This is a genomic window from Streptomyces sp. NPDC029151 (assembly GCF_055564315.1).
Genome location: NZ_JBVHWQ010000004.1, coordinates 35,092 through 56,804 on the forward strand (window position 1 = coordinate 35,092; position 21,713 = coordinate 56,804).

Sequence of the window (21,713 nt, forward strand, 5' to 3'; positions counted from 1 at the left end):
CGCGCCGCGGAACCCCCCGCGAGGGGCGGGCGGGACTCCAGTACCTTGTACGCGTGTCAGAGCCGTCCCCCACCCGTCCCAAGCGCCGCGGTCGCCTCTTCCGTTTCTCGGCGGCCCTGTTGGTCCTGTGCGGTGTCGCCGCGTACCTCGTGGTGCAGTACGTCACCGGAGGCAGCGGAGCGCGCGGCTGCAAGGTGGTCCCGGCCTCCGGCGACGGGGCCTCGTACGAGTTCACGCCCGAGCAGGCGGTGAACGCGGCGACGATCGCCGCCGTCGGCACCGGGCGCGGGATGCCCGAGCGGGCCGTGACGATCGCGCTGGCGACCGCCCTGCAGGAGTCGGGGCTGCGGAACATCGAGCACGGCGACCGGGACTCGCTGGGCCTGTTCCAGCAGCGGCCCTCGCAGGGCTGGGGCACCGACGAGCAGATCATGGACCCGTCGTACGCGGCGGGCATCTTCTACGCGCACCTGGCCAAGGTTCCGGACTACACCGCGCTGCCGCTGACGGTGGCCGCGCAGCGGGTGCAGCGCAGCGGCTACCCGGAGGCGTACGCCAAGCACGAGCGGGACGCCGCGCTGCTCGCGGCGGCCCTGACCGGGCGGGCCGCGGCCACGCTGACCTGCGACGGACGCCCCCAACGCACGGCCTCGGCGACCGGTCCGGACGCGGTACGGGACGCGCTGGTACGGGACTTCGGGCGGGACGCGCTGCGGGAGACCGGTGCGGTGGTGGGCGGGACGCCCGTGCCGTCGCCGTCCCCGTCGCCCAGCGTGACCGCGACCGCGCACGGGCGGACGGTGACGGTCCCGGTGCGGCAGGACGGCGTGAAGACGGCCACGGCCGAGCGCGGCGAGAGGGCGCGGGGCTGGCAGCTGGCGCAGTGGGCGGTCGCCAACTCCTCGGCGCTGCACATCGAGCGGGTGTCGTACGCCGGGCGGGTGTGGACGGCGGGGAGCGGGAGCGACGCGTGGCGGACGGCCGGCTCCGAGGGGGCCGGAGGGGCGGAGCAGTCCCTGGGCTCGGTCCGGATCGTGACCCGGCCGTAGACCGGACAGGAGTACGGCCGCTCACTCCGGCGGGTTGCGCGGCGCGGCGGTGTCCGGCCGTCCGGGCGGGTGCGGTACGGAACGCGGAACCCCTTGGCATTGCAGGGCCGGAAGGATTCTGCACGCGGGCGGGCGGACGTTCTTTGCCCGTTTTTATCCACACCTGATAATGCGATGCGTTATCCATTCTTTACCTGGAGCGTCCGCAACCTTCGCGGGCTTCGAGCGGTAGTCACGGCGTCCGAGCCGGACACGGTTCCCGGACACCCACATCGTTTACTCCCGTCGAATGGAGCATCATGTCCCTCCCTCTGACCCGCCGTATCGCCCGTGCCGCGCTGCTCGTCGCAGCGGGAGCGGCTGCCGGGGTCGGTGCGGCCGGCTCCGCCGGAGCGGCCACGAATCTGCCGGCGGCCACCCCGAACCTGGGCGGTCTGACCGCCCTGGACGCCGCGCACGCCGGCAACACCGTCGACGGTGTCGCGCAGGGCGCCACCTCGCTCGCGGGCCACGCGGGCGGCAAGGCGGTCGAGCAGACCGTGCCGGCCGCGGGCAAGACCGGCGGCGGCGCCGTGAAGAAGACGACGCCCGTGGCGCAGAAGGCGGCGGGGGACGCGGCCGGGACGGCCGGGAGCGTCCTGGGGGACGCCGCCTCCGGCGCGACGAAGGGCGGGCTGCCGACGGACTCCCTCACCAAGGGCGGCCTGCCGACGGACTCGCTGACGGCCAAGGGGCTGCCGCTGGGCGGCTGAACCTCCGCCGCACACGCCGACGGGGCCCGGGCAGTCTCCCGGGCCCCGTCGGCCTGTGCGTCCGCCTCGGCAGGCGCGCCCGTGTGTCCGCCTCGGCAGGCGCGGACGGTGTGCGGGCGGCGCCCGGCGGCCGGGTCACGCCGTCAGGCGGGCCACCGCTGCTCGTACGCGCTCGTCCGTCGCCGTGAAGGCCACGCGGACGTGGTTCTCGCCGGCCGTGCCGTAGAAGTCGCCCGGGGCCACCAGGATGCCCCGCTCGGCGAGGCCGGCGACCGTGGTCCAGCAGGACTCGTCCCGGGTGGCCCACAGGTAGAGGCTGGCCTCGCTGTGCTCGATGCGGAAGCCACAGGCGAGGAGGGCCGTGCGGAGGGCCTCGCGGCGGGCCGCGTAGCGCGCGCGCTGCTCGTGGACGTGGGTGTCGTCGGACAGCGCGGCCACGACCGCCGCCTGGGTCGGCGCGGAGGTCATCATGCCGCCGTGCTTGCGGATCTCCAGCAGGGGGCCGAGGACCGCCGGGTCGCCGGCGGCGAAGGCCGCGCGGTAACCCGCCAGGTTGGACCGCTTGGAGAGCGAGTGGACGGCCACGATGCCGTCGTGGGAGCCGCCGTTGACGTCCGGGTGCAGGACCGAGACCGGGTCGGCCTCCCAGCCCAGCTCCAGGTAGCACTCGTCGGAGAGGACGAGGACGCCGTGGGCGCGGGCCCAGGCGACGATGTCGGTCAGCTCCTGCTTCGACAGCACCTTGCCCGTCGGGTTGGACGGGGAGTTCAGCCAGAGCAGCTTCAGGTTCGACGGGTCCAGCTCGCGCGGGTCGTCGTAGACCTCGTGGTCCGCGCGGGCCAGGCGGGCCCCGACCTCGTAGGTGGGGTAGGCCAGGCGCGGGTAGGCGACCCGGTCGCCGGGGCCGAGGCCGAGCTGGGTCGGCAGCCAGGCGACCAGTTCCTTGGAGCCGACGACCGGCAGGACGTGGTGGTGGGTGACCCCGCGGGCCCCGAGGCGGCGCTCCAGCCAGCCGGTGATCGCGTCGCGCAGGGCGGGGGTGCCCCAGACGGTCGGGTATCCGGGGGAGTCGGCCGCGTCGATCAGGGCCCTCTGGACCAGGTCGGGGACCGGGTCGACCGGGGTGCCCACGGAGAGGTCGACGATGCCGTCCGGGTGGGCCGCGGCCGTCTTCTTGTACGGGGCCAGCTTGTCCCAGGGGAAGGCGGGGAGCCGGTCGGAGACTGCGGACACGGGAATCGGGCTCACTTTCGTACGGTGCGGCAAACGCCTCGGTCCCGTGCGGCGGTGATCGGGGTGATCGGGCCGTACGGGACCGAGGCGGCGCTGTTGCGGGCGGCCGCTTGGCGCTTAGACGGTCACTCGCCCTGCGGCGGCAGCGCGGCGACGAAGGGGTGGTCGCGCTCGATCAGCCCCAGCTTGCTGGCACCGCCGGGCGAGCCCAGCTCGTCGAAGAACTCGACGTTCGCCTTGTAGTAGTCCTTCCACTCCTCCGGGACGTCGTCCTCGTAGAAGATCGCCTCGACCGGGCAGACCGGCTCACAGGCACCACAGTCGACGCATTCGTCCGGGTGGATGTACAAGGACCGCTGGCCCTCGTAGATGCAGTCGACCGGGCACTCCTCGATGCACGCCTTGTCCTTGACGTCGACACAAGGCTGCGCGATGACGTAGGTCACGCTGTCGTTCCTCCTCGATAGGGCGCTGGCGGGCCTCCTCAGGCTCCGCCGCCTGGCGCGCGGGAGCGCGGCGTCGTCGATGCCCGCCCCTAGTATCTCCGTTCCGGAGCATGATCCGAACAGGAGGGGTGAACTGACCAGTGGAATTCTCGGCGAAAGGACGCCTGGAGGTCCGAATCACCCCTGCTGACGTGGGGAAACGGGTCTCTGTACGGCGCTTGGGCGAAACCGGTTCCGGATCGGAGAAGTTCACTGACACGGTGGGTGTTCTCACATCATGGGACGGTGGCGTGCTCATGATCACACGGCGGGACGGAGAACGGGTGCACATCCCGGAAACCACACTGGTCGCGGGCAAGGTGGTACCCGCGGCTCCGGCCCGGCGCAGGGGGCCCGCCGCGACGTACCCGGAACTCGCGCACATCGCCGCGCGCGCGTGGCGGCCGGTGGAGAGCGAGCGGCTCGGGGAGTGGGAGCTGCGCGCCGCTCACGGGTTCACCCGGCGGGCCAACAGCGTGCTGCCGCTCGGTGACCCCGGGCTTCCGCTCGACGCGGCCCTGGCGGCCGTACGGCGCTGGTACGGCGAGCGTGGCCTGCCCGCCTACGTGCAGACCGCGACCGGCGCCGAGGGCACGCAGGAGCTGCTGTGCGCGGAGCTGGAGCGGCAGGGCTGGGTGCGGGAGGTGACCGCCGAGCTGTGGACCGGGGCCCTGGCGCCGGTCGCGGACCGGGCCGGGGGCGCGGGGGTGGTCCTGTCCCGGACGGCGGACGAGGCGTGGCTCGCGCGGTACCGGCGCAAGGGAGTGGGCGAAGTGGCCCTGCGGGTGCTCGGGTCCGGACCGTCGGTGTGGTTCGCCTCCGTGCCCGGTGCGGCGGAGGGCGAGCCTCCGGCGGCGATCGGGCGGTGTGTCGTGGACGGCCGCTGGGCCGGGTTCGCCGCCGTCGAGGTGGATCCCGGCCGGCGCCGGCAGGGACTGGCCACGGAGGTGATGGCCGCGCTGGCCCGGCGCGCCCTGGACGAGGGGGCCTCGGCGGCCTGGCTCCAGGTGGAGACGGACAACGAGGGCGGCCGGGCGCTGTACCGGGCGCTCGGCTTCCTGCCGCACCACGCCTACCACCACTACCGGGCTCCCGAGGAGCCCGGGTCCGGCCGTCAGCCCGGGGCAGCGCGGGGACCGGAGGCGACCGCCGGCCCCGCACGCCCGTAGAACCCGCCGTGGAAGGGCATGAGCCTGGCATGCGTCACCCCCATCTGCCGCCCCCGTACCCGCCCCCGCCGGAGCGCTCCGCCGAGCTGCGGCGGCGCTTCGCCGAGGAGGCCCGCTCCGAGCGGCCGGACCTGTCGGCGCTGTGCCTGCTGATCGGCGCGGAGACGGACGGCTCGCTGGACGAGGCCGGCATCGACACCGCGCAGGCGGAGCTGGACCGGCTGGCGGGCGAGCTGCCGTACCGGCCGGGCGGGCCGCGCGCGTGGGCGGAGGCCGTGAGCCGGCTGCTCGGCACCCGCTACGGCTTCCACGGCACACCGGGCGACTACCAGCGCCTGGAGTCCTCCCTGCTGCACGAGGTGCTGCGGCGGCGGCGCGGGCTGCCGATCCTGCTGTCGGTGGTGTGGCTGGAGGTCGCGCGCCGCGCCGGGGCCCCGGTGTACGGGGTCGCGCTGCCGGGGCACTTCGTGGTCGGGTTCGGCACGGCGGCCGAGCAGGTGCTGGCCGACCCGTTCGACGCGGGCCGGGTGCTGACCGGGATGGACGCCGAGTTGCTGGTGGCGGGTGCCACGGGCGCGCCGCTGGACCCCTCGATGCTGGAGCCGGCGCCCCCGCTGGAGGTCGTCCAGCGCATCCTGAACAACATCCGGGCCTGGGCGGCGGCGCGGCCGGAACGGTCGGACGTCGCGCTGCGGGCCGTGGAGTTGGCGCTGCTCATCCCCTCCCACCCGGCCCGGCTGCGCTACGAGCACGGGCAGCTGCTGGTGCAGCGCGGGCAGTTCGTGGCGGGCGCCGAGGAGATGGAGTACTACGCCGACCTGATCGAGGTGGTGGACGAGTCGGCGGCGCGCAAGGTGCGGCAGGAGGCGGGGACGGCGCGGGCGAAGCTCAACTGAGCGGCTCCCTCAGAGCCACCCCTTGTCCCGGGCGATCCGTACCGCCTCCGCCCGGTTGCGTACCGCCAGCTTCTGGATGGCGGTCGACAGGTAGTTGCGGACCGTGCCCTGGGACAGGTGGAGGGCGCGGGCCAGTTCGGCGTTGGTGGAGCCGTCGGCCGCCGCCCGGAGCACCTCGCGCTCGCGCTCGGTGAGCGGGTTCGCGCCCTCGGCGAGCGCGGCGGCGGCCAGCGTGGGGTCGATGACCCGTTCGCCGGCCAGCACCTTGCGGATCGCCTCGGCGAGCTGGGCGGCCGGCGCGTCCTTGACGAGGAAGGCGTCGGCGCCCGCCTCCATCGCGCTGCGCAGATAGCCGGGCCGGCCGAAGGTGGTGAGGACGACCAGCTTGACCCGCGGGTACTCCCGGTGCACCCGGGCGCAGGCCTCGATGCCGGTGCAGCCGGGCATCTCGATGTCGAGCAGCGCGACGTCCACGCCGTGCGCGCCGACGGCCGCGAGCACCTCGTCGCCGCGCGCGACCTGGGCGACGACCTCGATGTCGTCCTCCAGGCCGAGCAGCGCGGCCAGCGCCTCGCGGACCATCGACTGGTCCTCGGCGAGAAGGACCTTGATCGTGCTCGTCATGCCCCGGATCCTACGTCGGCCGCGGAGTCCGCGGGGACGCGGGCGAGCAGCCGGAAGCCGTGCCTGGACCGGCCCGCCTCCAGGGTGCCGCCGGCCTTCTCCAGCCGCTCGGTCAGCCCGGTCAGGCCGTTGCCGGGGCCCGTGCCGGAACCGCCGGATCCGTTGTCCTCGACGGAGAGTTCGAGCACCGGCCCGTCCAGGGTCTGGCGGCGCAGCAGCCGGATGACGCAGCGGTCGGCGCCGCTGTGCCGGACCACGTTGGTGATCGCCTCGCGCAGCGCCCAGGCGAGCGCGGACTCGGCGTCCTCCTCGACGCCGTCGAGGCCGGGCTCGGCGGGTGTCTCGGCGACGACTCCGGCGGCGGTCAGGGCGACCTGGGCCCCGGCGAGTTCGGCGGCGAGCCGGGGCCGCCGGTAGCCGGTGACGGCCTCCCGGACGTCGATCAGGGCCTGCCGGCTGACCTGTTCGATGTCGGCGACCTGCTGGGCCGCCCTGTCGGGGTGGTCCGGCAGCATCCGGCCGGCCAGCTCGCTCTTCAGGGTGATCAGCGACAGCGAGTGGCCGAGCAGGTCGTGCAGGTCGCGGGCGAGGCGGAGGCGTTCCTCGTTGGCGGCCAGCTGGGCGACGGTGGCCCGGGCCTTGCGCAACGCGATGGTGGTGCGGACGAGTTGGCCGACGCCCGTCATCGCGAACCCGATGAGCAGGACCAGCACGACCAGGCCCCGCGCCTCGTGCTCGTCGGTGTGCAGGCCGATCAGGTACATCGCCACGGCGGAGGCCGGGATGGCCCAGTACGCCGCCCGCAGCGGCAGGGTGGCCCCCCACGCGACCGACAGGTAGACGAACAGGCCCAGCCAGGCGCTGCCGAGGGTGTACGCCAGGACGGGGGCGAGCACCCCGAGGACGCCCCCCAGGGTGAGCACCAGGCGCGGGGCGAACGGCCGGCCCATGTTGCGGAAGACCAGCGTCAGATAGACCCCGACGAAGAAGGTGAGGCCGGCCGCCCCGGCCACGGTGGCGCCGGTGGAGTGCCCGCCGCTCACCAGGTCCTCGACCGGTGAGCTGAGGAAGACCAGCCAGACCCCGATCCACAGCGTCTTGACCAGCAGCTCGCGCCGGTTGCGGGGCGGCCAGCCCACGGGCGCGTGGTCCGGTGTCCCGGTGTGCGGGTCTTCCCTCATCGTGCTCACGCCTTCAGCGTGTCCTTCCGGTACAGCCAGGCCGCGCCGCCCGCGAAGAGGACGAAGGAGACGGCGAGGACGGCGATGTCCTGGGCGTGCGGGGCCTGGCTCTGTTCGATCGCGCGTCCCAGGGCAGCGTACGCGTGGGTGGGCAGCCACTGGGCGATGTCCTGGAGCCACTGCGGGAAGCCCGCGGAGGGCATCCACAGGCCGCCGAGGAGCGACAGGCCGAAGTACACGATCATGGTGATCGGGCGCACCGCGTCCCCGGAGGCGAGGTAGCCGATGGCGACGCCGAGCGCGGCGAAGACGAGGCTGCCGGCCCAGATGACCCCGGTGAGCGCGAGCCACTGCCAGGCGTCCAGGCGTACGTCCTTGATCCCGGCGGCGACGGCGAACACCACGACGATGGCCGGCAGGCTCACCACGGCGGCGCTCGCGGTCTTGGCGAGGACGTAGCCGCGTCCCGGCAGCGGGGTCAGCCGCAGCTGCCGTACCCAGCCGCTCTCGCGCTCCTTGGCGATGCGCTCGCTGTTGCCCATCAGGACGGCGGTCAGGGCGCCGAAGGAGGCCATGGAGACCATCAGGTAGGTGGCGACGGTCAGGTCGGTGCCGTCGACCTTCCCGGACGGGCCGGTGCTGCTGGAGAAGATCAGGTAGATGATCGAGGGGTAGAGCACGGAGAAGAACAGGAACTTCTTGTTCCGCAGGGCGCGGGCCAGTTCGAGTTTGATGAGGGCGTTCATGACTGCCGGGCCTCCTCGGCCTCCGTGATGGCGACGAAGGCCTGCTCCAGACCGAGCCCGGCGACTTCGAGATTGCGGGGGTAGAGGCCGAGGCCGTACAGGGCGTGCACGGTCGCGTCGGCGTCGGCGGACTGGACGCGCACGGTCTGGCCGGAGACGTCGAGCGAGGTGAGGAAGGGCAGTCCGCGCAGGGCGCCCTGGTCGATGTCGCCCTCCAGGTCGAAGGAGATGCGTCGCGCGCCCGCCTTCGCCTTGATCTCGGCGGCCGTGCCGTCGGCGAGGAGCCGCCCGCGGTGCAGCACCAGCACCCGGTCGGCGATGGCGTCGGCCTCCTCCAGGTAGTGGGTGGCGAAGAGGACCGTACGGCCCTGGTCGGCCTGTTCCCGCATGGTCGCCCAGAAGGCCTGGCGGGCGGTGACGTCCATGCCGGTGGTCGGCTCGTCCAGGATGATCAGGTCGCTGTCGCCGGCGGTGGCCAGGGCGAACCGGACCCGCTGGGCCTGGCCGCCGGAGAGCTTGTCCACCTTGCGGTCGGCGATCTGGGCGATGCCGGCGCGGGCCAGCACCTCGGACACCGGGTACGGCCGCGGGTGCAGCGAGCAGGCCAGCTTGACCAGTTCGGCGACGGTGACCCCGTCCATCAGCCCGCCGCTCTGCAGCATGGCGCCGACCCGGCCAGCGACGATCGCCTCGCGCGGGCCGGTGCCGAACAGGCTCACCGAGCCGCTGTCGGCGTGCTTGAGCCCGAGGAGCAGGTCCAGGGTGGTGGACTTGCCCGCTCCGTTCGGGCCGAGGAGGGCGACGGTCTCGCCCGGGTACAGCCGGAGCGAGAGGCCGTCGACGGCCCGCACGCTCCCGTACGTCTTGGTCACCTGGTCGAACCCGACCACCGGAGCGGTGGTGGCCGGTGCCGCTGTCGTCGTCATGGGTCCATGCTGGCCTGGCGGGCCCGGGGCGCGGCAGTGCCGGGGGTCCTGAGTGCCGGATGACAGATGTCATGCGGCCGGGGTGACGGACGTGCCGAGGGGGCGCCCCTCTGGGGAGGGCGCCCCCTGCGACAAGCCGCTAGCTGGGGTTGGTGTCGATGACCCCGACCCGCTCGGCCGCCGTCTTGCCGCGCAGCGCCTTGCGCAGGGCGGTGACCACGTCCTGCGGCAGCACACCGCGTTTCCCGGTCGCGGTCTGGATCTGCACACCGTCGAAGGTGCTGCCGTAGGCCGCCTTCAGCGCGTTCAGGTCGTAGGTGTCCACGAGCTTGCCGTCGACCGCCTTGAAACTGATGATCTTCGGCAGGGACAGCGGGCCGAACGGGATGCTGTGCACCGCGTCGGTCTGCACCCGGACGAGGCCGGACATCGCGGGCTTCGCGAAGTCGTTCATCACCCGGTCGACCTCGGCGTTCGACACCGTGGGCTGCTTGGTGGTGGTCGGCACGGTGACCGGGGCCGCGGTGTCCGTCTCCACCAGCCTGCGGTAGGCCTGTTCGACCGCGTCGGTCGCGCGGCCGGCGTCGATGGCCTGGCCCGCCTTGCCGTAGACGGCCACGGCCTTGCCGGAGCGGAACCTGATGGTGCCGTCGGTGACCGAGCCGGAGCCGCCGCCGGCCTGCTGGAGGGCGGCCTGCAGCTTCTCCTCGTCCACCGGCATGACCGGCTCGACCACGCGCTTCTGCCCGAAGAGCGAGCCGACGACGTGCATCGGGTTGTAGTCGCTCTTGGCGGCCTCGCTCACCGTGGCCTGGTAGTCGAACTGGAGGCCCGCGTTCCCCGGCGCGAGGTTGACCGTCCTGCCGCCCACGGACAGCTTCAGCGGCTTGCTCACCCGGCTGCCGAAGGCGTCGTCCAGTTTCTTGACGGCGTCGTCGCGGGTGCCGCCGCCGATGTCGACGCCGAGCACGGTGGTGCCCTTGGGCACGTCGGTGCGGTTCATCAGCAGCCCGGCGCCGTAGGCACCGCCCGCGACGACGACCACGCCGACGGCGAGCAGCATCAGCTTGCTGCGGCCCTTCTTCTTGGGCTTGGCCGCCGCCTTGGGCGTGGCGGCCGGCTCCGGCCGCGGCGCTGCGGGCGCGCCCGGGCCGCCGGGCTGGGTGCCGAACGGCTTGCCCGCGTTCGGGACGACCGGGATACCGCTGGTGACGGTGTGTCCGGAGACGTTGTCGGCGGCCGGGGAGCGGTAGCCGGGCGTGCCGGGCTCCGGGGCCGGTTTCTGCGGGGTGAGGATCGCGGTGTCGTCACTGAAGCCGCCCCCGGGACCGCGGCCCGCCGGACCGGCGCCGGGTCCGCCCCGGCCGCCGGCCGGGCCGTCGAGGCCGGCGATGTCGGTGAGGGCGCTGCGGGCCGGCGGGGTGCCCCGGCCGGGGAAGCCGGCGCCCGCGGGGCCGTCGAAGGGCTCGCCGGGTCCCATGCCGGGGCCGCCGGCGGCCGGGGGGACGAGGGGGCCGTCGCCGGTGACCGGGCCGCCGGTGGGACCGGCCGGGCCCTGCGGACCGCCGGGTCCGTCGAAGCCGCCGGCGCCGCCGGGGCCGCCGTGCCCGTGGGCACCGCCCGCGGCACCGGCGAAGCCGTCACGCCCGTGCGCGGCGGCCGCACCGCCACCGAAGCCGTCCCGGCCGCCGGGGCCGTCGCCGAAGCCGTCCCGGCCGCCGGTGCCCGGCGTGCCGGTGCCGAAGCCGTCCTGGCCGGCGTCGTCCGGGTGGCCTTCCGCGAAGTACGGCAGGCCGTCCCGGCGGGGCTCGCCGGAGCCCGCGTTGCCGGGGCGGGAGCCGCCGGACAGCGGTCCCGCGGTCAGCGCCTCGGTCACGTCGAAGGAGCCGGTGCCGCCGCCGTGTCCCGGGGCGACGGGGCCGCCGGTGGCACCGGGCAGGCCCTTGCCGTTCGAACCGCCCGAGCGGGGGCCGCCCGGCACGCTCATGGAGCCGACCACGCCGCCGGGACGGCCACCGCCGGGTCGCGCGCCGGTGGTACCGGCGGCTCCGGACGCTCCCGGACCACCCGGACGGCCGCCCGGCACGCCGGACGACGCGGCGGACCCGGCGGATCCCGAGGGCGCGGCGGTGGCCGCGGAACCCCCGGGGATCCCGGCGCCGTTCGTGCCGCCGCCGCCCGGACCGGCCTTGGGGGCCGAGGACTTGCGGGGCGCGAACCAGTCGCTGGTCTTCTCCTCCGCCTGGGCGCCGGACTCGGCCGGGGCCTCGGAGGCGGCAGCGGCGGGCGTCCGGTCGGCCGCGGGCCGCGGCTCGGCGGCGGGCGCCTCGTCCGCGGAGCCCTCGGCGTCCCCGACGGGCTTGCGCATGACGACCGGCGGGATGGGCCGGGACCCGGGGATGTTGATCCGGATCCGGGTCGTCAGCGTGGTCTCGGTCTTCTTCTCCTCCGGACGCGTGCCCGAACGGCCCGCGCCCGTACCGTCGTCGGAAGCCAGGGGGGTCCCGTACGGCGGCGTGCCGGAGGGGTATGCGGCTCCGCCGCGCCCGTTGGGCCCGGAGGACGGAGTGTCAGTTTCACGACTCAAGGCAGGTTCTCCCGGTTGGCTCCGCCGCCCGTCACGACCTCACGCGGGCAGCTCGGCGGCGCGCACCACCATACTGGCCACTTATGGCGCTTATCCCATGACCACCGAGGAAACCCACACCGGACTCGCACGTGCGCCGCACGGCGAAGTGGTACGTCACTTGCCAAGTCGGGCGGAGTCGCCGCGAGGTTGCCGCACGGCGCCGACGGTGGCGCAGATCACAGCGAGGGCCATGCCGCCGAGCAGGAAGAGGTAGGAGCCGCCGCCCGCGCCGAACAGGAAGTCGCCCTCCGGGCGTGTGGTGGTGAGCAGGATGACGGCGACGATCCAGCCCGCCGCCGGCGTGACCGCGCCGGCCCGGCTCGCGGTGGCGTACCCCCCGCCGAGGAACAGCCCGGCGGCGCCCGCGAGGGCGAGCAGCAGCCCGCCGGGGAACCAGGCGGCCTGCACCAGGGCCCCGGCGAGGCCGGTGACCGCGCCGAGCAGCAACAGGCCGAGGTGGGCGAGGACCCGGCCGGCGGAGGGCGGGCGGAGCGGCTGGGCGAGCAGGGAGCCGTTGCCGCCGCTGCTCACGACGCCTCCCCGGGGCCGAGGCCCAGCCCGGCGAACAGGTCGGTCTCCCCCCGCTGCCCCGGGCCGCGCACCAACTCGTAGTACTCGGTGGTGAACAGGGGCTGGGCGAGTGCGTTGGAGAGCGCGAAGTACGGTTCGGCCACCTCGATCTGGGTGGCGTGGGCGCGCATCGCGGCGGCCTTGGCGGCGGCGTGGGCGGTGCCGTCGACCGCGGTGGTGATCCGCTCGTCGTCCACCACGCCGGGTACGTCGTCCAGGTCGGCACCCTTGTCGAACGGCAGTGCGGGCAGCTCGTCCTGGAGGCGGGCGAAGGCGGCCTCGGCGACGGAGCGCGGGACGCGGTTCCAGTACACCTTGGCGACCGGGTGGCCGCGTTCGGCCGCGAGGTCGACCGCGCGCATGGCGACGCGGTGGGCCTGGATGTGGTCGGGGTGGCCGTAGCCGCCGTGGTCGTCGTAGGTGACGAGGACCTGCGGGCGGACCTCGAGGATCACGTCGGCGAGCAGGCCGGCGGCCTCGTCGAGGTCGGCCTGCCAGAAGCAATCGGGGTCGTCGTTGTCGGCCAGGCCCATCATCCCGGAGTCGCCGTACCGCCCGGCGCCGCCGAGCAGCCGGACGTCCTCGACGCCGAGCGCGGCGGCGGCCGCGGCCAGCTCACCGCGCCGGTGGGCGCCCAGCGCGGGGCCGGTCAGGTGCTGCAGCTCCGGCGGGATGACCTCGCCCCGCTCCCCCAGGGTGCAGGTGACCAGCGTCACCCGGGCACCCTCGGCCGCGTACCTGGCCATGGTCGCGCCGTTGTTGATCGACTCGTCGTCCGGGTGCGCGTGCACCAGGAGGAGGCGCCGGGAGGACAGTTCCGTCATGGGGACCAGCCTACGAGGTCCCCGTGCCGGTCCCCGGGACGGCGGCCCGGACGGCGGCCGTCAGAACTTGATGCTGCCGATCATGCTGGCGACGTTGGTCGTCAGCTCGCTGATCGTGGGAGCGACCGTCGAGGAGGCGAGGTAGAAGCCGAGCAGCATGCAGACGACCGCGTGACCGCCCTTCAGCCCCGACTTCTTGATCAGCAGGAAGACGATGATCGCCAGCAGCACAACCGCCGAAATCGAGAGTGCCACGGCGGCTCACCTCCAAAGATCCCAGGGACGCGGGTTCTAGATCAGTTGAGCAAATCCATGCAGACGCCAGCAGGTTCATACCCACTCTGCGGTAGTGATCATAACTATCCGTACTCGCGCATCGGTCGGCGCACAGCCGCACAAGGGGGCGCATGGCCAATATGGTCGGGGGTATGACGACCGAGGCTGACTCCTTCCCCCGTCGCTACGCCCGGACCCAGCGGTTCACGCTCGGCGCGCCGCGCGCGTTCACCGTGGCGCCCGACGGTTCGCGTGTCGCGTTCCTGCGTTCCGGCTCCGGCACCGACCGGGCCAACTCCCTGTGGGTACTGGATCTCCCGGAGGGCACGGAGCGGCTCGCGGCCGACCCGCGCGTGCTGCTCCAGGGCGCCTCCGAAGAGCTCTCGGCCGAGGAGCGGGCGCGCCGCGAGCGCAGCCGCGAGGGCGGGGCCGGGATCGTCGGCCTCGCCACCGACAGTGCCGTGGAGTTGGCGTCTTTCGCCTTGTCAGGGCGGCTTTTCACGGCGGAGCTGCGGGCCGGTACGGCGCGTGAACTCCGCGTCCGGGGGCCGGTGATCGACCCGCGTCCGTCCCCCGACGGACGGCACATCGCGTATGTGGCGGGGGGCGCGCTGAGGGTCGTGGGCGCCGAGGGGGACGGCGACCGGGCGCTGGCGGAGCCGGAGTCGGCGGACGTCTCCTACGGCCTGGCGGAGTTCGTCGCGGCCGAGGAGATGGGGCGTTCGCGGGGCTTCTGGTGGGCGCCGGGGTCGGACCGGCTGCTCGTGGCGCGCGTGGACGACACGCCGGTACGGCGGTGGTGGATCGCGGATCCGGCCCGTCCGGAGCGTGAGCCACTCAACATCCGGTACCCCGCGGCGGGCACTCCGAACGCGGACGTGCGTCTGTACGTACAAGGACTGGACGGGACGCGCACCGAGGTGGTCTGGGACCGTACGCGCTATCCGTATCTGGCGCGTGTGCACTGGTCAGCGGCGGGTGCGCCGCTGCTGCTGGTGCAGGCGCGGGACCAGCGCAGCCAGCTGTTCCTGGCCGTGGACCCGGATTCCGGGTCCACCCGGATGGTGCACGCCGATGAAGATCCAACTTGGCTGGAACTTTTCGCCGGCGTGCCCTGCTGGAGCCCCTCCGGGCAGCTTGTCCGGATCGCGGACGAGGCCGGCGCGCGGGTGCTGACGGTCGGCGAACGGCCTTTGACCAGCGGCCAATTGCACATTCGGGCCGTTCTGGACGTGGGTCCGGAGGACGTACTGGTTTCCGCCTCTTCCGGTCCGGAGGCCGAGGCGCCGGAGATTGGCGAAGTCCATGTGTACCGGGTGAACGAACTGGGCGTGGAGCGCCTGTCACAGGAGCCGGGCGTGCACTCGGCGGTGCGCTCGGGGAACGTGACCGTCCTGGTGTCCGCCGCACTGGACCGGCCGGGGGCGCGGGCGCAGGTGCTGTGTGACGGGAAACCGACGACGACTGTCCGGTCGTACGCCGAAGATCCCGGTTTGTCCCCGAGGGTGATCCTGACCCAGGGGGGCGCACGCCGAATTCCGTGCGCCGTGCTTATGCCACGGGACTACCACGGTGACACTCCCCTGCCGGTCCTCATGGACCCCTACGGCGGCCCGCACGGCCAGCGGGTGACCGCCGCGCACAACGCCCACCTGACCTCGCAGTGGTTCGCCAACCAGGGCTTCGCGGTGGTCGTGGCCGACGGCCGGGGCACCCCGGGCCGTTCGCCGGCGTGGGAGAAGGCGGTCCGGGACGACCTGGCGGACGTCGTGCTCCAGGACCAGGTCGACGCCCTGCACGCGCTCGCCGAGCGGTACCCGCTGGACCTCACCCGGGTGGCCGTCCGGGGCTGGTCCTTCGGCGGCTACCTGGCGGCGCTGGCGGTGCTGCGCCGCCCGGACGTCTTCCACACCGCCGTGGTCGGCGCGCCGGTCACCGACCTCCGGCTGTACGACACCCACTACCAGGAGCGCTACCTCGGCGACCCGAACGAGCGGCCGGAGGTCTACCGCCGCAACTCGGTGATCGACGACGCCGGCCTGGTCGACCCGGCCGAGCCGCACCGCCCGATGATGGTCATCCACGGACTGGCGGACGACAACGTGGTCGTCGCCCACTCGCTGCGCCTGTCCTCGGCCCTGCTGGCCGCCGGCCGCCCGCACGAGGTGCTGCCCCTGTCCGGGGTGACCCACATGACCCCGCAGGAGACGGTCGCGGAGAACCTGCTCCTGCTCCAGCTGGACTTCCTCCGGCGCTCCCTGCCCCGGCCGGGCGGCCAGGCGTGAACCGCGCAACCCCCAACCGCTTTAACACACAGGCAACTTCACGGAAGCCGTACCGATATACGGACACGGGAAGCTGATCAGCGTACGGCCGTGCGGGTGCCGTGTACGGGCCGGGGTGCGCATGTCACCCCGGCCCGTTGCCGTTCAGCCGCGGCTCCTCCGGCGGGACCACCTGCCGCTCCTCCGCGAAGTGGCACGCCGAGGCGTGCGCCGCCGGGCCGCAGGTGTCGCGGAAGGCCTCCGGGACGGCCAGCGCCGGGACCTCGAGGACGCAGCGCTCCCGCGCCTTCCAGCACCGGGTGCGGAAGCGGCAGCCGGAGGGGACGGCCGCCGGGGAGGGCACGTCACCGGCGAGGATGATCCGCTCCCGGCGGTCGCGGGCCTCCGGGTCGGGCACCGGCACGGCGGAGAGCAGGGCCTGGGTGTAGGGGTGGGTCGGATGGTCGTAGATCTCGCTGTCGCGGCCGGTCTCCACGATCCGGCCCAGGTACATCACCGCGACCCGGTCCGAGATGTGCCGCACGATCGACAGGTCGTGCGCGATGAAGACGTACGACAGCTCGAACTCCGACTGGAGCCGGGCGAGCAGGTTGACCACCTGGGCCTGGACCGAGACGTCCAGCGCGGAGACCGGTTCGTCGGCGACGATGACCTCGGGACGCAGCGCGAGGCCCCGGGCGATGCCGATGCGCTGGCGCTGGCCGCCGGAGAACTGGTGCGGGTAGCGGTTGACGTAGTCCGGGTCGAGGCCGACCACGTCCAGCAGCTCCCGCACCCGGCGCCGGCGGTCCCCCTTGGGGGCCGCCTCCGGGTGGATGTCGTAGGGCTCGCCGACGATGTCGCCCACCGTCATGCGCGGGTTGAGCGAGGTGTACGGGTCCTGGAAGACCATCTGGATGTTCCGGCGTACGGCCTTCAGGGCGCGGCCGGACAGCCGGGTGACGTCCTCGCCCCTGAACCGGATGGAGCCGGCCGTCGGACGCTCCAGGTGGCACAGCAGTCTCGCCACCGTCGACTTGCCGCAGCCCGACTCGCCGACGATGCCCAGGGTCTCGCCCCGGCCGAGGGTGAAGTCGACGCCGTCCACGGCCTTCACCGCGCCGATCTGCTTCCTGAAGAGGACGCCCCGGGTCAGCGGGTAGTGCTTGACCAGGCCGCTGACCTCAAGGAGCGGCTCAGTGGTCGTGGTCACGCAGGCACTCCCTCCAGAAGTGGCAGGCGCTGCCCCGCCGCTCGTCCACCGCGTACAGCGGGGGTTCGTCGGTGCGGCACACGTCCCGGGCGAGCGGACAGCGGGGGTGGAATGAGCAGCCGGGCGGGATGTGCGCCAGGTTCGGCGGGAGGCCCTTGATGGCGTAGAGCTGCTGTCCCTTCTGGTCCAGGCGCGGGATGGAGTCCAGCAGGCCGCGGGTGTAGGGGTGGGCGGGGGCCTTGTAGATGTCGTGCACCGGGGCGGACTCGACGATCCTCCCCGCGTACATCACCGCGATCCGGTCGGCGACGTCCGCGACCACGCCGAGGTCGTGGGTGATGAGGATCAGCCCCATGCGGTACTCGCGCTGCAGCTCCGCGAGCAGGTCCATGACCTGGGCCTGGACCGTGACGTCGAGGGCGGTGGTCGGCTCGTCGGCGATGATGAGCGCCGGTTCCAGCGCCAGCGCCATGGCGATCATGATGCGCTGGCGCATGCCGCCGGAGAACTGGTGGGGGTAGTCCCGCACCCGCTGCGCGGCGGCCGGGATGCGCACCCGCTCCATCAGCTCCACCGCCCTGGCCCGGGCGTCCTTGCGTGACGTGCCCCGGTGGACGACGAACATCTCCCCCAGCTGGTCGCCGACGGTCATGACGGGGTTGAGGGCGGACAGCGCGTCCTGGAAGATCATCGCCATCGCCGCGCCCCGGATTCTGCGCCGCTCCTCCTCCTTCAGCGTCAGCAGATCCCGCCCCTGGAACAGGATCCGCCCGCCCGTGATCCGCGCCGGAGGCGTGTCCAGGATGCCCATCACGGCCTGCGCGGTGACGGACTTCCCCGAGCCGGACTCCCCGAGCACGGCCAGCGTCTCCCCCGCGTCCACCGCGAAGCCGACCCCGTCGACGGCGCGCGTGACGCCGTCCCGGGTCCGGAACTCCACGCTCAGGTCCCGCACGTCGAGCAGCATGCCCGCCATCAGCCCGCCTCCCCGCAAAGACCGGCACGGACCACGTCACCGGACGCACCGGAGCCGGCTCCGGCAGCCCCGGCGCACCCGGGGAGCCCGGCCGGGCGCACGCCCGCACCGCCGTCCCCGGCCGGGCCCCGCCCCCGTACCCCGGACCGGGTCCCGGACCCGCCGCCCGGGCTTCGCTCTTCCCGCGGCATCCGCGCCGTCACCTCAGTTTCGGGTCGAGGGCGTCGCGGACCGCGTCGCCGAGCATGATGAAGGCCAGCACGGTCACCGCGAGGGCGCCGGAGGGCCACAGCAGGGCGTGCGGGGCGTTGCGGATGTACGGGGAGGCGGCGGAGATGTCGATGCCCCAGGAGACGCTGGGCGGTTTGAGGCCGACGCCGAGGTAGGACAGGGTCGCCTCCAGGGCGATGTAGGTGCCGAGCGCGATGGTCGCGACGACGATGACGGGAGCCACGGCGTTCGGGGCGATGTGCCGCAGCAGGATGCGGGTGTCGGAGGCGCCGAGGGCGCGGGCGGCCTGGACGTAGTCGTGCTGCTTGGCGGTGATGACCGAGCCGCGCGCGATGCGGGAGATCTGCGGCCAGCCGAGCAGCACCATGAACCCGATGACCGGCCAGACCGTACTGGAGGTCACCACCGAGAGGAGGACGAGACCGCCGAGGACGACCGGGATGGCGAAGACGATGTCGGTGATCCGGGAGAGCACCGCGTCCCAGGCACCGCCGAAGTAGCCCGCGAGGCCGCCGAGCACCGACCCGAACAGGGCCACCCCGAGCGTGGCGCACAGGCCGACCGTGACGGACGTACGGGCGCCGTAGACGGTCCGTGTGTAGACGTTGCAGCCCTGTCCGTCGTACCCGAAGGGCGCGCCCGGGCCCGGGCCGTCCTGGGCCTTCGCCAGGTCACACGTCAGGGGGCTGCCGGAGGCGATCGCCGAGGGCCACAGGGAGACGAGGACGAGGAAGAGGATGATCAGGGCGGAGAGGAGGAAGACCGGGTTGCGGCGCAGGTCCCGCCAGGCGTCGGACCACAGCGAGCGCGCCCGTCCGCCGGAGGCGGCCGGGCCGGCGCCCTCCGGTCCGCCCGGTACCCCCTCCAGCGTGGTCGCCTCGCTCGCCGCGAGGTCCATCGCGCCGCCCATGCCGGTGCCGGCGATCGCGCGCTCGGGCTCGTACGGCTGCTCAGGCATAGCGGATCCTCGGGTCGAGTACGGCGTACAGCAGGTCCACGAGCAGGTTGGCGGCCAGGAAGACGAGGACGAGCACGGTCACGAAGCCGACGACCGTCTGGGTGTTCTGGCGCAGGATGCCCTGGTAGAGCTGGTAGCCGACGCCGTGGATGTTGAAGATCCGCTCGGTGACGATCGCGCCGCCCATCAGCGCGCCGACGTCGGTGCCGATGAAGGTGACCACGGGGATGAGGGAGTTGCGCAGCAGGTGCCGGGTGATGACCCGGCGCCGGGGCAGGCCCTTGGCGACGGCCGTGCGGACGTAGTCGGACCGCTTGTTCTCGGCGATGGAGGTGCGGGTCAGCCGGGTGACGTAGGCGAGCGAGACGGAGGCGAGGACCAGGCCGGGCACGATCAGCTCGTCCAGGGTGCCGCTGCGCACCGACGGCTTGATCCACTGCCATCTGATCCCGAGCAGCAACTGGAGCAGCAGACCGGTGACGAAGGTCGGTACGGAGATCACGACCAGGGTCGCCAGCAGCACCGCGGTGTCGACCGGCCGGCCGCGCCGGAGTCCCGTCACGACGCCCAGCGTGACGCCGAGGACGATCTCGAAGAGGAGGGCCACCACCGTCAGCCGGACGGTGACCGGGAACGCCGTCGCCATCAGCTCGGTGACCGGCTGGCCGTTGAACGCCGTACCGAAGTCTCCGGTGAAGACGTTCCCCATGTAGGTGACGTACTGCTGCCACAGCGGCTTGTCGAGGCCGAACTCCCTGCGCAGCTGGGCGGCCGTCGCCGGGTCGCAGGCCCGCTCCCCGCACAGCCCGGCGACGGGGTCGCCCATCACGTTCACCATCAGGAAGATCAGCAGCGTGGCCCCGACGAACACCGGGACCATCTGGAGCAGCCGCCGGGCGACGTAGCGTCCCATCGCGGCTCAGCCGACCTTGATCTCGTTGTAGACGGGCACGCTGAAGGGGTTGAGCGCCACGTGGGACAGCCGGTCGGAGTAGCCGGCGCTGCCGTTCTGGTACCAGAGCGGGATGGCGGCCATGGAGTCGCGCACCACCTCCTCGGCCTGCTGGAAGAGGGCGACCGCCCTGGTGGTGTCCGTCTCGGCGTTGGCCCGGTCCACCAGCCGGTCGAAGTCCTTGTCCGACCACTTGCCGTCGTTGGAGGACGCGCCCGTGTAGTAGAGCGGCTGGAGGAAGTTCTGGATGAGCGGGTAGTCCATCTGCCAGCCCGCGCGGAACGGACCGGTCATCTTGTGCCGCCCGAGCCGGTTGCGGTAGTCGGCGAAGGTGCCGACGGGGTTGCCGACGCAGGCCTTGTCGTCGCCGAGCGCGTTGTTGATGGAGTTGCACACCGCGTCGATCCACTCCTTGTGCGAGCCGGTGTCCGCGTTGTAGGTGAGGCGGAGCCGGCCGCCGGGGATCCCGCCGCCCTCTTTGATCAGCTTCTTCGCCCGTACCGGGTCGTAGTCGCAGGCCGTGCCGCACAGCCCCGCCTTGTAGCCGCCGGCCGTGCCGAGCACCGGGGAGGTCCAGTCGGTGGCCGGGGTCCTCGTCCCGCGGAAGATCGTGTCGGTGATCTGCCTGCGGTTGATCGCCATGGACAGACCGGTGCGGACCTTCTCCGCGCCCGGCCGGTTCCAGGCCTTGTCGTAGTAGGGGAAGGCGAGGGTCTGGATGATTCCGGCCGGCGTGTTGATGTAGCGGTCGCCGAGGTCCCCCTCGACGTTCTTCAGCTGGGCGGCGGGGATGTCGTCCACGAGGTCGAGGTTGCCGGCCAGGAGGTCGGTGTAGGCGGTGTTGCTGTCGGTGTAGACGAGAAGGGTCACCCCGTCGTTCCGCGCCTTGTCGGGGCCCGGGTAGCCGTCCCACCTCCTCAGGTACATCTGGGCGCCCTTCGTGTAGGACGCGACGGCGTACGGCCCGTTGCCGACCGGCTTGCTCACCCAGGCCGCGTGGTCGGTGAAGAACAGCCGGGGCAGCGGGGCGAAGGCGGCGTAGCCGAGGGTGTCGGGGAAGCCTGAGAACTTCTGGTTGAGCCGGACGGTGAAGGTGTGGTCGTCGACGACCTTCAGTCCGGAGAGTCTGTCGGCGCGCTGCGCGCCCTTGTCGGGGTGGACCTGGTCGTACCCGTCGATGTAGCCGAAGAAGTAGGCGTTCTTCTGGTTGTTGCGCAGACTCGCCCCGTAGTTCCAGGCATCCACGAAGGACCGGGCGGTCACCGGCTCGCCGTTGGAGAAGGTCCAGCCCCGCTTGATCCGGATGGTGAAGTTCCGCGAGTCCCGGGTCTCGATGGACCGGGCGAGCCAGTCCAGGGCCCGGCCGGTCCTGGGGTCGTACTTCTTCAGCCCGCGGAAGATCATGTCGAGGACCTTGCCGCCCTGGACCTCGTTGGTGTTGGCCGGCTCCAGCGGGTTCTGCGGATCCCCCCAGGAGGAAGTGAGCACGGCCCCGCCGTTGCCGCCCCCGTTCCAGCCCGCGCCGCCGCAGGCGCCGAGCGCGAGCGCCGACACCACCGCGACGGCGGCCCATCGGACGTGCGCGCTGCCCCGCATGGCGTGCCTCCTCCCTGAGCCGGGCCCGACGTCCGTCCCTGAGCGGGGACCGACTATCGGTCATATAGACACATACCGCGCATATTTCATCCGCACCGCCTGATTGAGCCCTCTTTAGAGGGACACGTCATCCGAATGCAGGCACGGTCCGTCCGTCGCGCCG

Annotated in this window: 20 protein-coding genes; 5 read left to right on the plus strand and 15 right to left on the minus strand. The window is 73.1% G+C overall.

Annotated elements, in window-relative coordinates:
* Positions 1 to 53: 53 nt before the first annotated feature.
* On the plus strand, positions 54 to 1,049 hold the full coding sequence (locus ACZ4VF_RS16700; protein ID WP_467926635.1) for a VldE C-terminal domain-containing protein: 996 nt from the start codon (positions 54 to 56) through the stop codon (positions 1,047 to 1,049).
* A gap of 299 nt (positions 1,050 to 1,348) precedes the next feature.
* Positions 1,349 to 1,801, plus strand: a complete 453-nt coding sequence (locus tag ACZ4VF_RS16705; protein WP_467926636.1) for an ATP-binding protein — start codon at positions 1,349 to 1,351, stop codon at positions 1,799 to 1,801.
* A 135-nt stretch (positions 1,802 to 1,936) separates the two neighbouring features.
* On the opposite strand, the gene ACZ4VF_RS16710 is transcribed toward ACZ4VF_RS16705, so the two are convergent.
* Together ACZ4VF_RS16710 and fdxA are read right to left on the minus strand one after the other, a co-directional pair.
* On the minus strand, positions 1,937 to 3,034 hold the full coding sequence (locus tag ACZ4VF_RS16710; RefSeq protein ID WP_467926637.1) for a bifunctional succinyldiaminopimelate transaminase/glutamate-prephenate aminotransferase: 1,098 nt from the start codon (positions 3,032 to 3,034) through the stop codon (positions 1,937 to 1,939).
* Between the two features lie 125 nt (positions 3,035 to 3,159).
* Complete coding sequence (fdxA, locus tag ACZ4VF_RS16715; RefSeq protein ID WP_014674796.1) at positions 3,160 to 3,480, minus strand: ferredoxin; 321 nt, start codon at positions 3,478 to 3,480, stop codon at positions 3,160 to 3,162.
* 140 nt (positions 3,481 to 3,620) lie between these two features.
* Between fdxA and ACZ4VF_RS16720 the strand changes: the two genes are divergently transcribed.
* Positions 3,621 to 4,688 carry a GNAT family N-acetyltransferase gene (locus ACZ4VF_RS16720; protein WP_467926639.1) on the plus strand — a complete coding sequence of 356 codons (1,068 nt, stop codon included), beginning with the start codon at positions 3,621 to 3,623 and terminating at the stop codon, positions 4,686 to 4,688.
* 29 nt (positions 4,689 to 4,717) lie between these two features.
* Positions 4,718 to 5,584, plus strand: a complete 867-nt coding sequence (locus ACZ4VF_RS16725) for a transglutaminase family protein (protein WP_467926640.1) — start codon at positions 4,718 to 4,720, stop codon at positions 5,582 to 5,584.
* 9 nt (positions 5,585 to 5,593) lie between these two features.
* Here ACZ4VF_RS16725 and ACZ4VF_RS16730 read toward each other — a convergent pair whose 3' ends face one another.
* From ACZ4VF_RS16730 to ACZ4VF_RS16765, 8 genes are all read right to left on the minus strand, one after another.
* Positions 5,594 to 6,208, minus strand: coding sequence for a response regulator transcription factor (locus tag ACZ4VF_RS16730; protein ID WP_189302052.1), 615 nt, complete (start codon positions 6,206 to 6,208; stop codon positions 5,594 to 5,596).
* On the minus strand, positions 6,205 to 7,389 hold the full coding sequence (locus ACZ4VF_RS16735; RefSeq protein ID WP_467927348.1) for a sensor histidine kinase: 1,185 nt from the start codon (positions 7,387 to 7,389) through the stop codon (positions 6,205 to 6,207). Before ACZ4VF_RS16735 ends, ACZ4VF_RS16730 begins: the two co-directional genes overlap by 4 nt.
* 5 nt (positions 7,390 to 7,394) lie before the next feature.
* Positions 7,395 to 8,135 (minus strand): ABC transporter permease, encoded by a 741-nt coding sequence (locus ACZ4VF_RS16740; protein ID WP_467926641.1) that lies wholly within the window; start codon positions 8,133 to 8,135, stop codon positions 7,395 to 7,397.
* On the minus strand, positions 8,132 to 9,061 hold the full coding sequence (locus ACZ4VF_RS16745; RefSeq protein WP_467926643.1) for an ABC transporter ATP-binding protein: 930 nt from the start codon (positions 9,059 to 9,061) through the stop codon (positions 8,132 to 8,134). The genes ACZ4VF_RS16740 and ACZ4VF_RS16745 overlap by 4 nt, the downstream gene beginning before the upstream one ends.
* 139 nt (positions 9,062 to 9,200) lie before the next feature.
* Positions 9,201 to 11,648, minus strand: coding sequence for a hypothetical protein (locus ACZ4VF_RS16750; protein ID WP_467926644.1), 2,448 nt, complete (start codon positions 11,646 to 11,648; stop codon positions 9,201 to 9,203).
* A 156-nt stretch (positions 11,649 to 11,804) separates the two neighbouring features.
* Positions 11,805 to 12,221 (minus strand): DUF6113 family protein, encoded by a 417-nt coding sequence (locus ACZ4VF_RS16755; protein WP_467926645.1) that lies wholly within the window; start codon positions 12,219 to 12,221, stop codon positions 11,805 to 11,807.
* Positions 12,218 to 13,084: an N-acetyl-1-D-myo-inositol-2-amino-2-deoxy-alpha-D-glucopyranoside deacetylase gene (gene mshB / locus ACZ4VF_RS16760; RefSeq protein ID WP_467926647.1), complete on the minus strand. Its 867-nt coding sequence runs from the start codon at positions 13,082 to 13,084 to the stop codon at positions 12,218 to 12,220. Before mshB ends, ACZ4VF_RS16755 begins: the two co-directional genes overlap by 4 nt.
* Positions 13,085 to 13,144: 60 nt before the next feature.
* On the minus strand, positions 13,145 to 13,339 hold the full coding sequence (locus ACZ4VF_RS16765) for a hypothetical protein (RefSeq protein WP_030346161.1): 195 nt from the start codon (positions 13,337 to 13,339) through the stop codon (positions 13,145 to 13,147).
* Positions 13,340 to 13,512: 173 nt separating this feature from the next.
* Here ACZ4VF_RS16765 and ACZ4VF_RS16770 point away from each other — a divergent pair, with 173 nt between their 5' ends.
* Positions 13,513 to 15,645 carry a S9 family peptidase gene (locus tag ACZ4VF_RS16770; protein WP_467926648.1) on the plus strand — a complete coding sequence of 711 codons (2,133 nt, stop codon included), beginning with the start codon at positions 13,513 to 13,515 and terminating at the stop codon, positions 15,643 to 15,645.
* Positions 15,646 to 15,769: 124 nt separating this feature from the next.
* Here ACZ4VF_RS16770 and ACZ4VF_RS16775 read toward each other — a convergent pair whose 3' ends face one another.
* The 5 genes from ACZ4VF_RS16775 to ACZ4VF_RS16795 all read right to left on the minus strand — a co-directional run bounded on the left by ACZ4VF_RS16775 (position 15,770) and on the right by ACZ4VF_RS16795 (position 21,550).
* Positions 15,770 to 16,837: an ABC transporter ATP-binding protein gene (locus ACZ4VF_RS16775; RefSeq protein WP_467926649.1), complete on the minus strand. Its 1,068-nt coding sequence runs from the start codon at positions 16,835 to 16,837 to the stop codon at positions 15,770 to 15,772.
* Complete coding sequence (locus ACZ4VF_RS16780; protein ID WP_467927349.1) at positions 16,821 to 17,804, minus strand: ABC transporter ATP-binding protein; 984 nt, start codon at positions 17,802 to 17,804, stop codon at positions 16,821 to 16,823. The genes ACZ4VF_RS16775 and ACZ4VF_RS16780 overlap by 17 nt, the downstream gene beginning before the upstream one ends.
* 208 nt (positions 17,805 to 18,012) lie before the next feature.
* Positions 18,013 to 19,002 carry an ABC transporter permease gene (locus ACZ4VF_RS16785; protein WP_467926651.1) on the minus strand — a complete coding sequence of 330 codons (990 nt, stop codon included), beginning with the start codon at positions 19,000 to 19,002 and terminating at the stop codon, positions 18,013 to 18,015.
* Entirely contained in the window at positions 18,995 to 19,915 is a 921-nt protein-coding gene (locus ACZ4VF_RS16790) for an ABC transporter permease (protein ID WP_467926652.1), read from the minus strand. Before ACZ4VF_RS16790 ends, ACZ4VF_RS16785 begins: the two co-directional genes overlap by 8 nt.
* 6 nt (positions 19,916 to 19,921) lie before the next feature.
* Positions 19,922 to 21,550: a peptide ABC transporter substrate-binding protein gene (locus ACZ4VF_RS16795; RefSeq protein WP_467926653.1), complete on the minus strand. Its 1,629-nt coding sequence runs from the start codon at positions 21,548 to 21,550 to the stop codon at positions 19,922 to 19,924.
* Positions 21,551 to 21,713: the final 163 nt, after the last annotated feature.

Bases quoted from the DNA above. Each gene is read 5' to 3' on its own strand.
- ACZ4VF_RS16705 (WP_467926636.1), top strand. From the start codon at position 1,349: ATGTCCCTCCCTCTGACCCGCCGTATCGCCCGTGCCGCGCTGCTCGTC.
- mshB (WP_467926647.1), bottom strand. From the start codon at position 13,084: ATGACGGAACTGTCCTCCCGGCGCCTCCTCCTGGTGCACGCGCACCCG.
- ACZ4VF_RS16795 (WP_467926653.1), bottom strand. From the start codon at position 21,550: ATGCGGGGCAGCGCGCACGTCCGATGGGCCGCCGTCGCGGTGGTGTCG.
- ACZ4VF_RS16780 (WP_467927349.1), bottom strand. From the start codon at position 17,804: ATGCTGCTCGACGTGCGGGACCTGAGCGTGGAGTTCCGGACCCGGGAC.
- ACZ4VF_RS16790 (WP_467926652.1), bottom strand. From the start codon at position 19,915: ATGGGACGCTACGTCGCCCGGCGGCTGCTCCAGATGGTCCCGGTGTTC.
- ACZ4VF_RS16725 (WP_467926640.1), top strand. From the start codon at position 4,718: ATGCGTCACCCCCATCTGCCGCCCCCGTACCCGCCCCCGCCGGAGCGC.
- ACZ4VF_RS16730 (WP_189302052.1), bottom strand. From the start codon at position 6,208: ATGACGAGCACGATCAAGGTCCTTCTCGCCGAGGACCAGTCGATGGTC.
- ACZ4VF_RS16740 (WP_467926641.1), bottom strand. From the start codon at position 8,135: ATGAACGCCCTCATCAAACTCGAACTGGCCCGCGCCCTGCGGAACAAG.
- ACZ4VF_RS16735 (WP_467927348.1), bottom strand. From the start codon at position 7,389: ATGAGGGAAGACCCGCACACCGGGACACCGGACCACGCGCCCGTGGGC.
- ACZ4VF_RS16770 (WP_467926648.1), top strand. From the start codon at position 13,513: ATGACGACCGAGGCTGACTCCTTCCCCCGTCGCTACGCCCGGACCCAG.
- ACZ4VF_RS16785 (WP_467926651.1), bottom strand. From the start codon at position 19,002: ATGCCTGAGCAGCCGTACGAGCCCGAGCGCGCGATCGCCGGCACCGGC.
- ACZ4VF_RS16745 (WP_467926643.1), bottom strand. From the start codon at position 9,061: ATGACGACGACAGCGGCACCGGCCACCACCGCTCCGGTGGTCGGGTTC.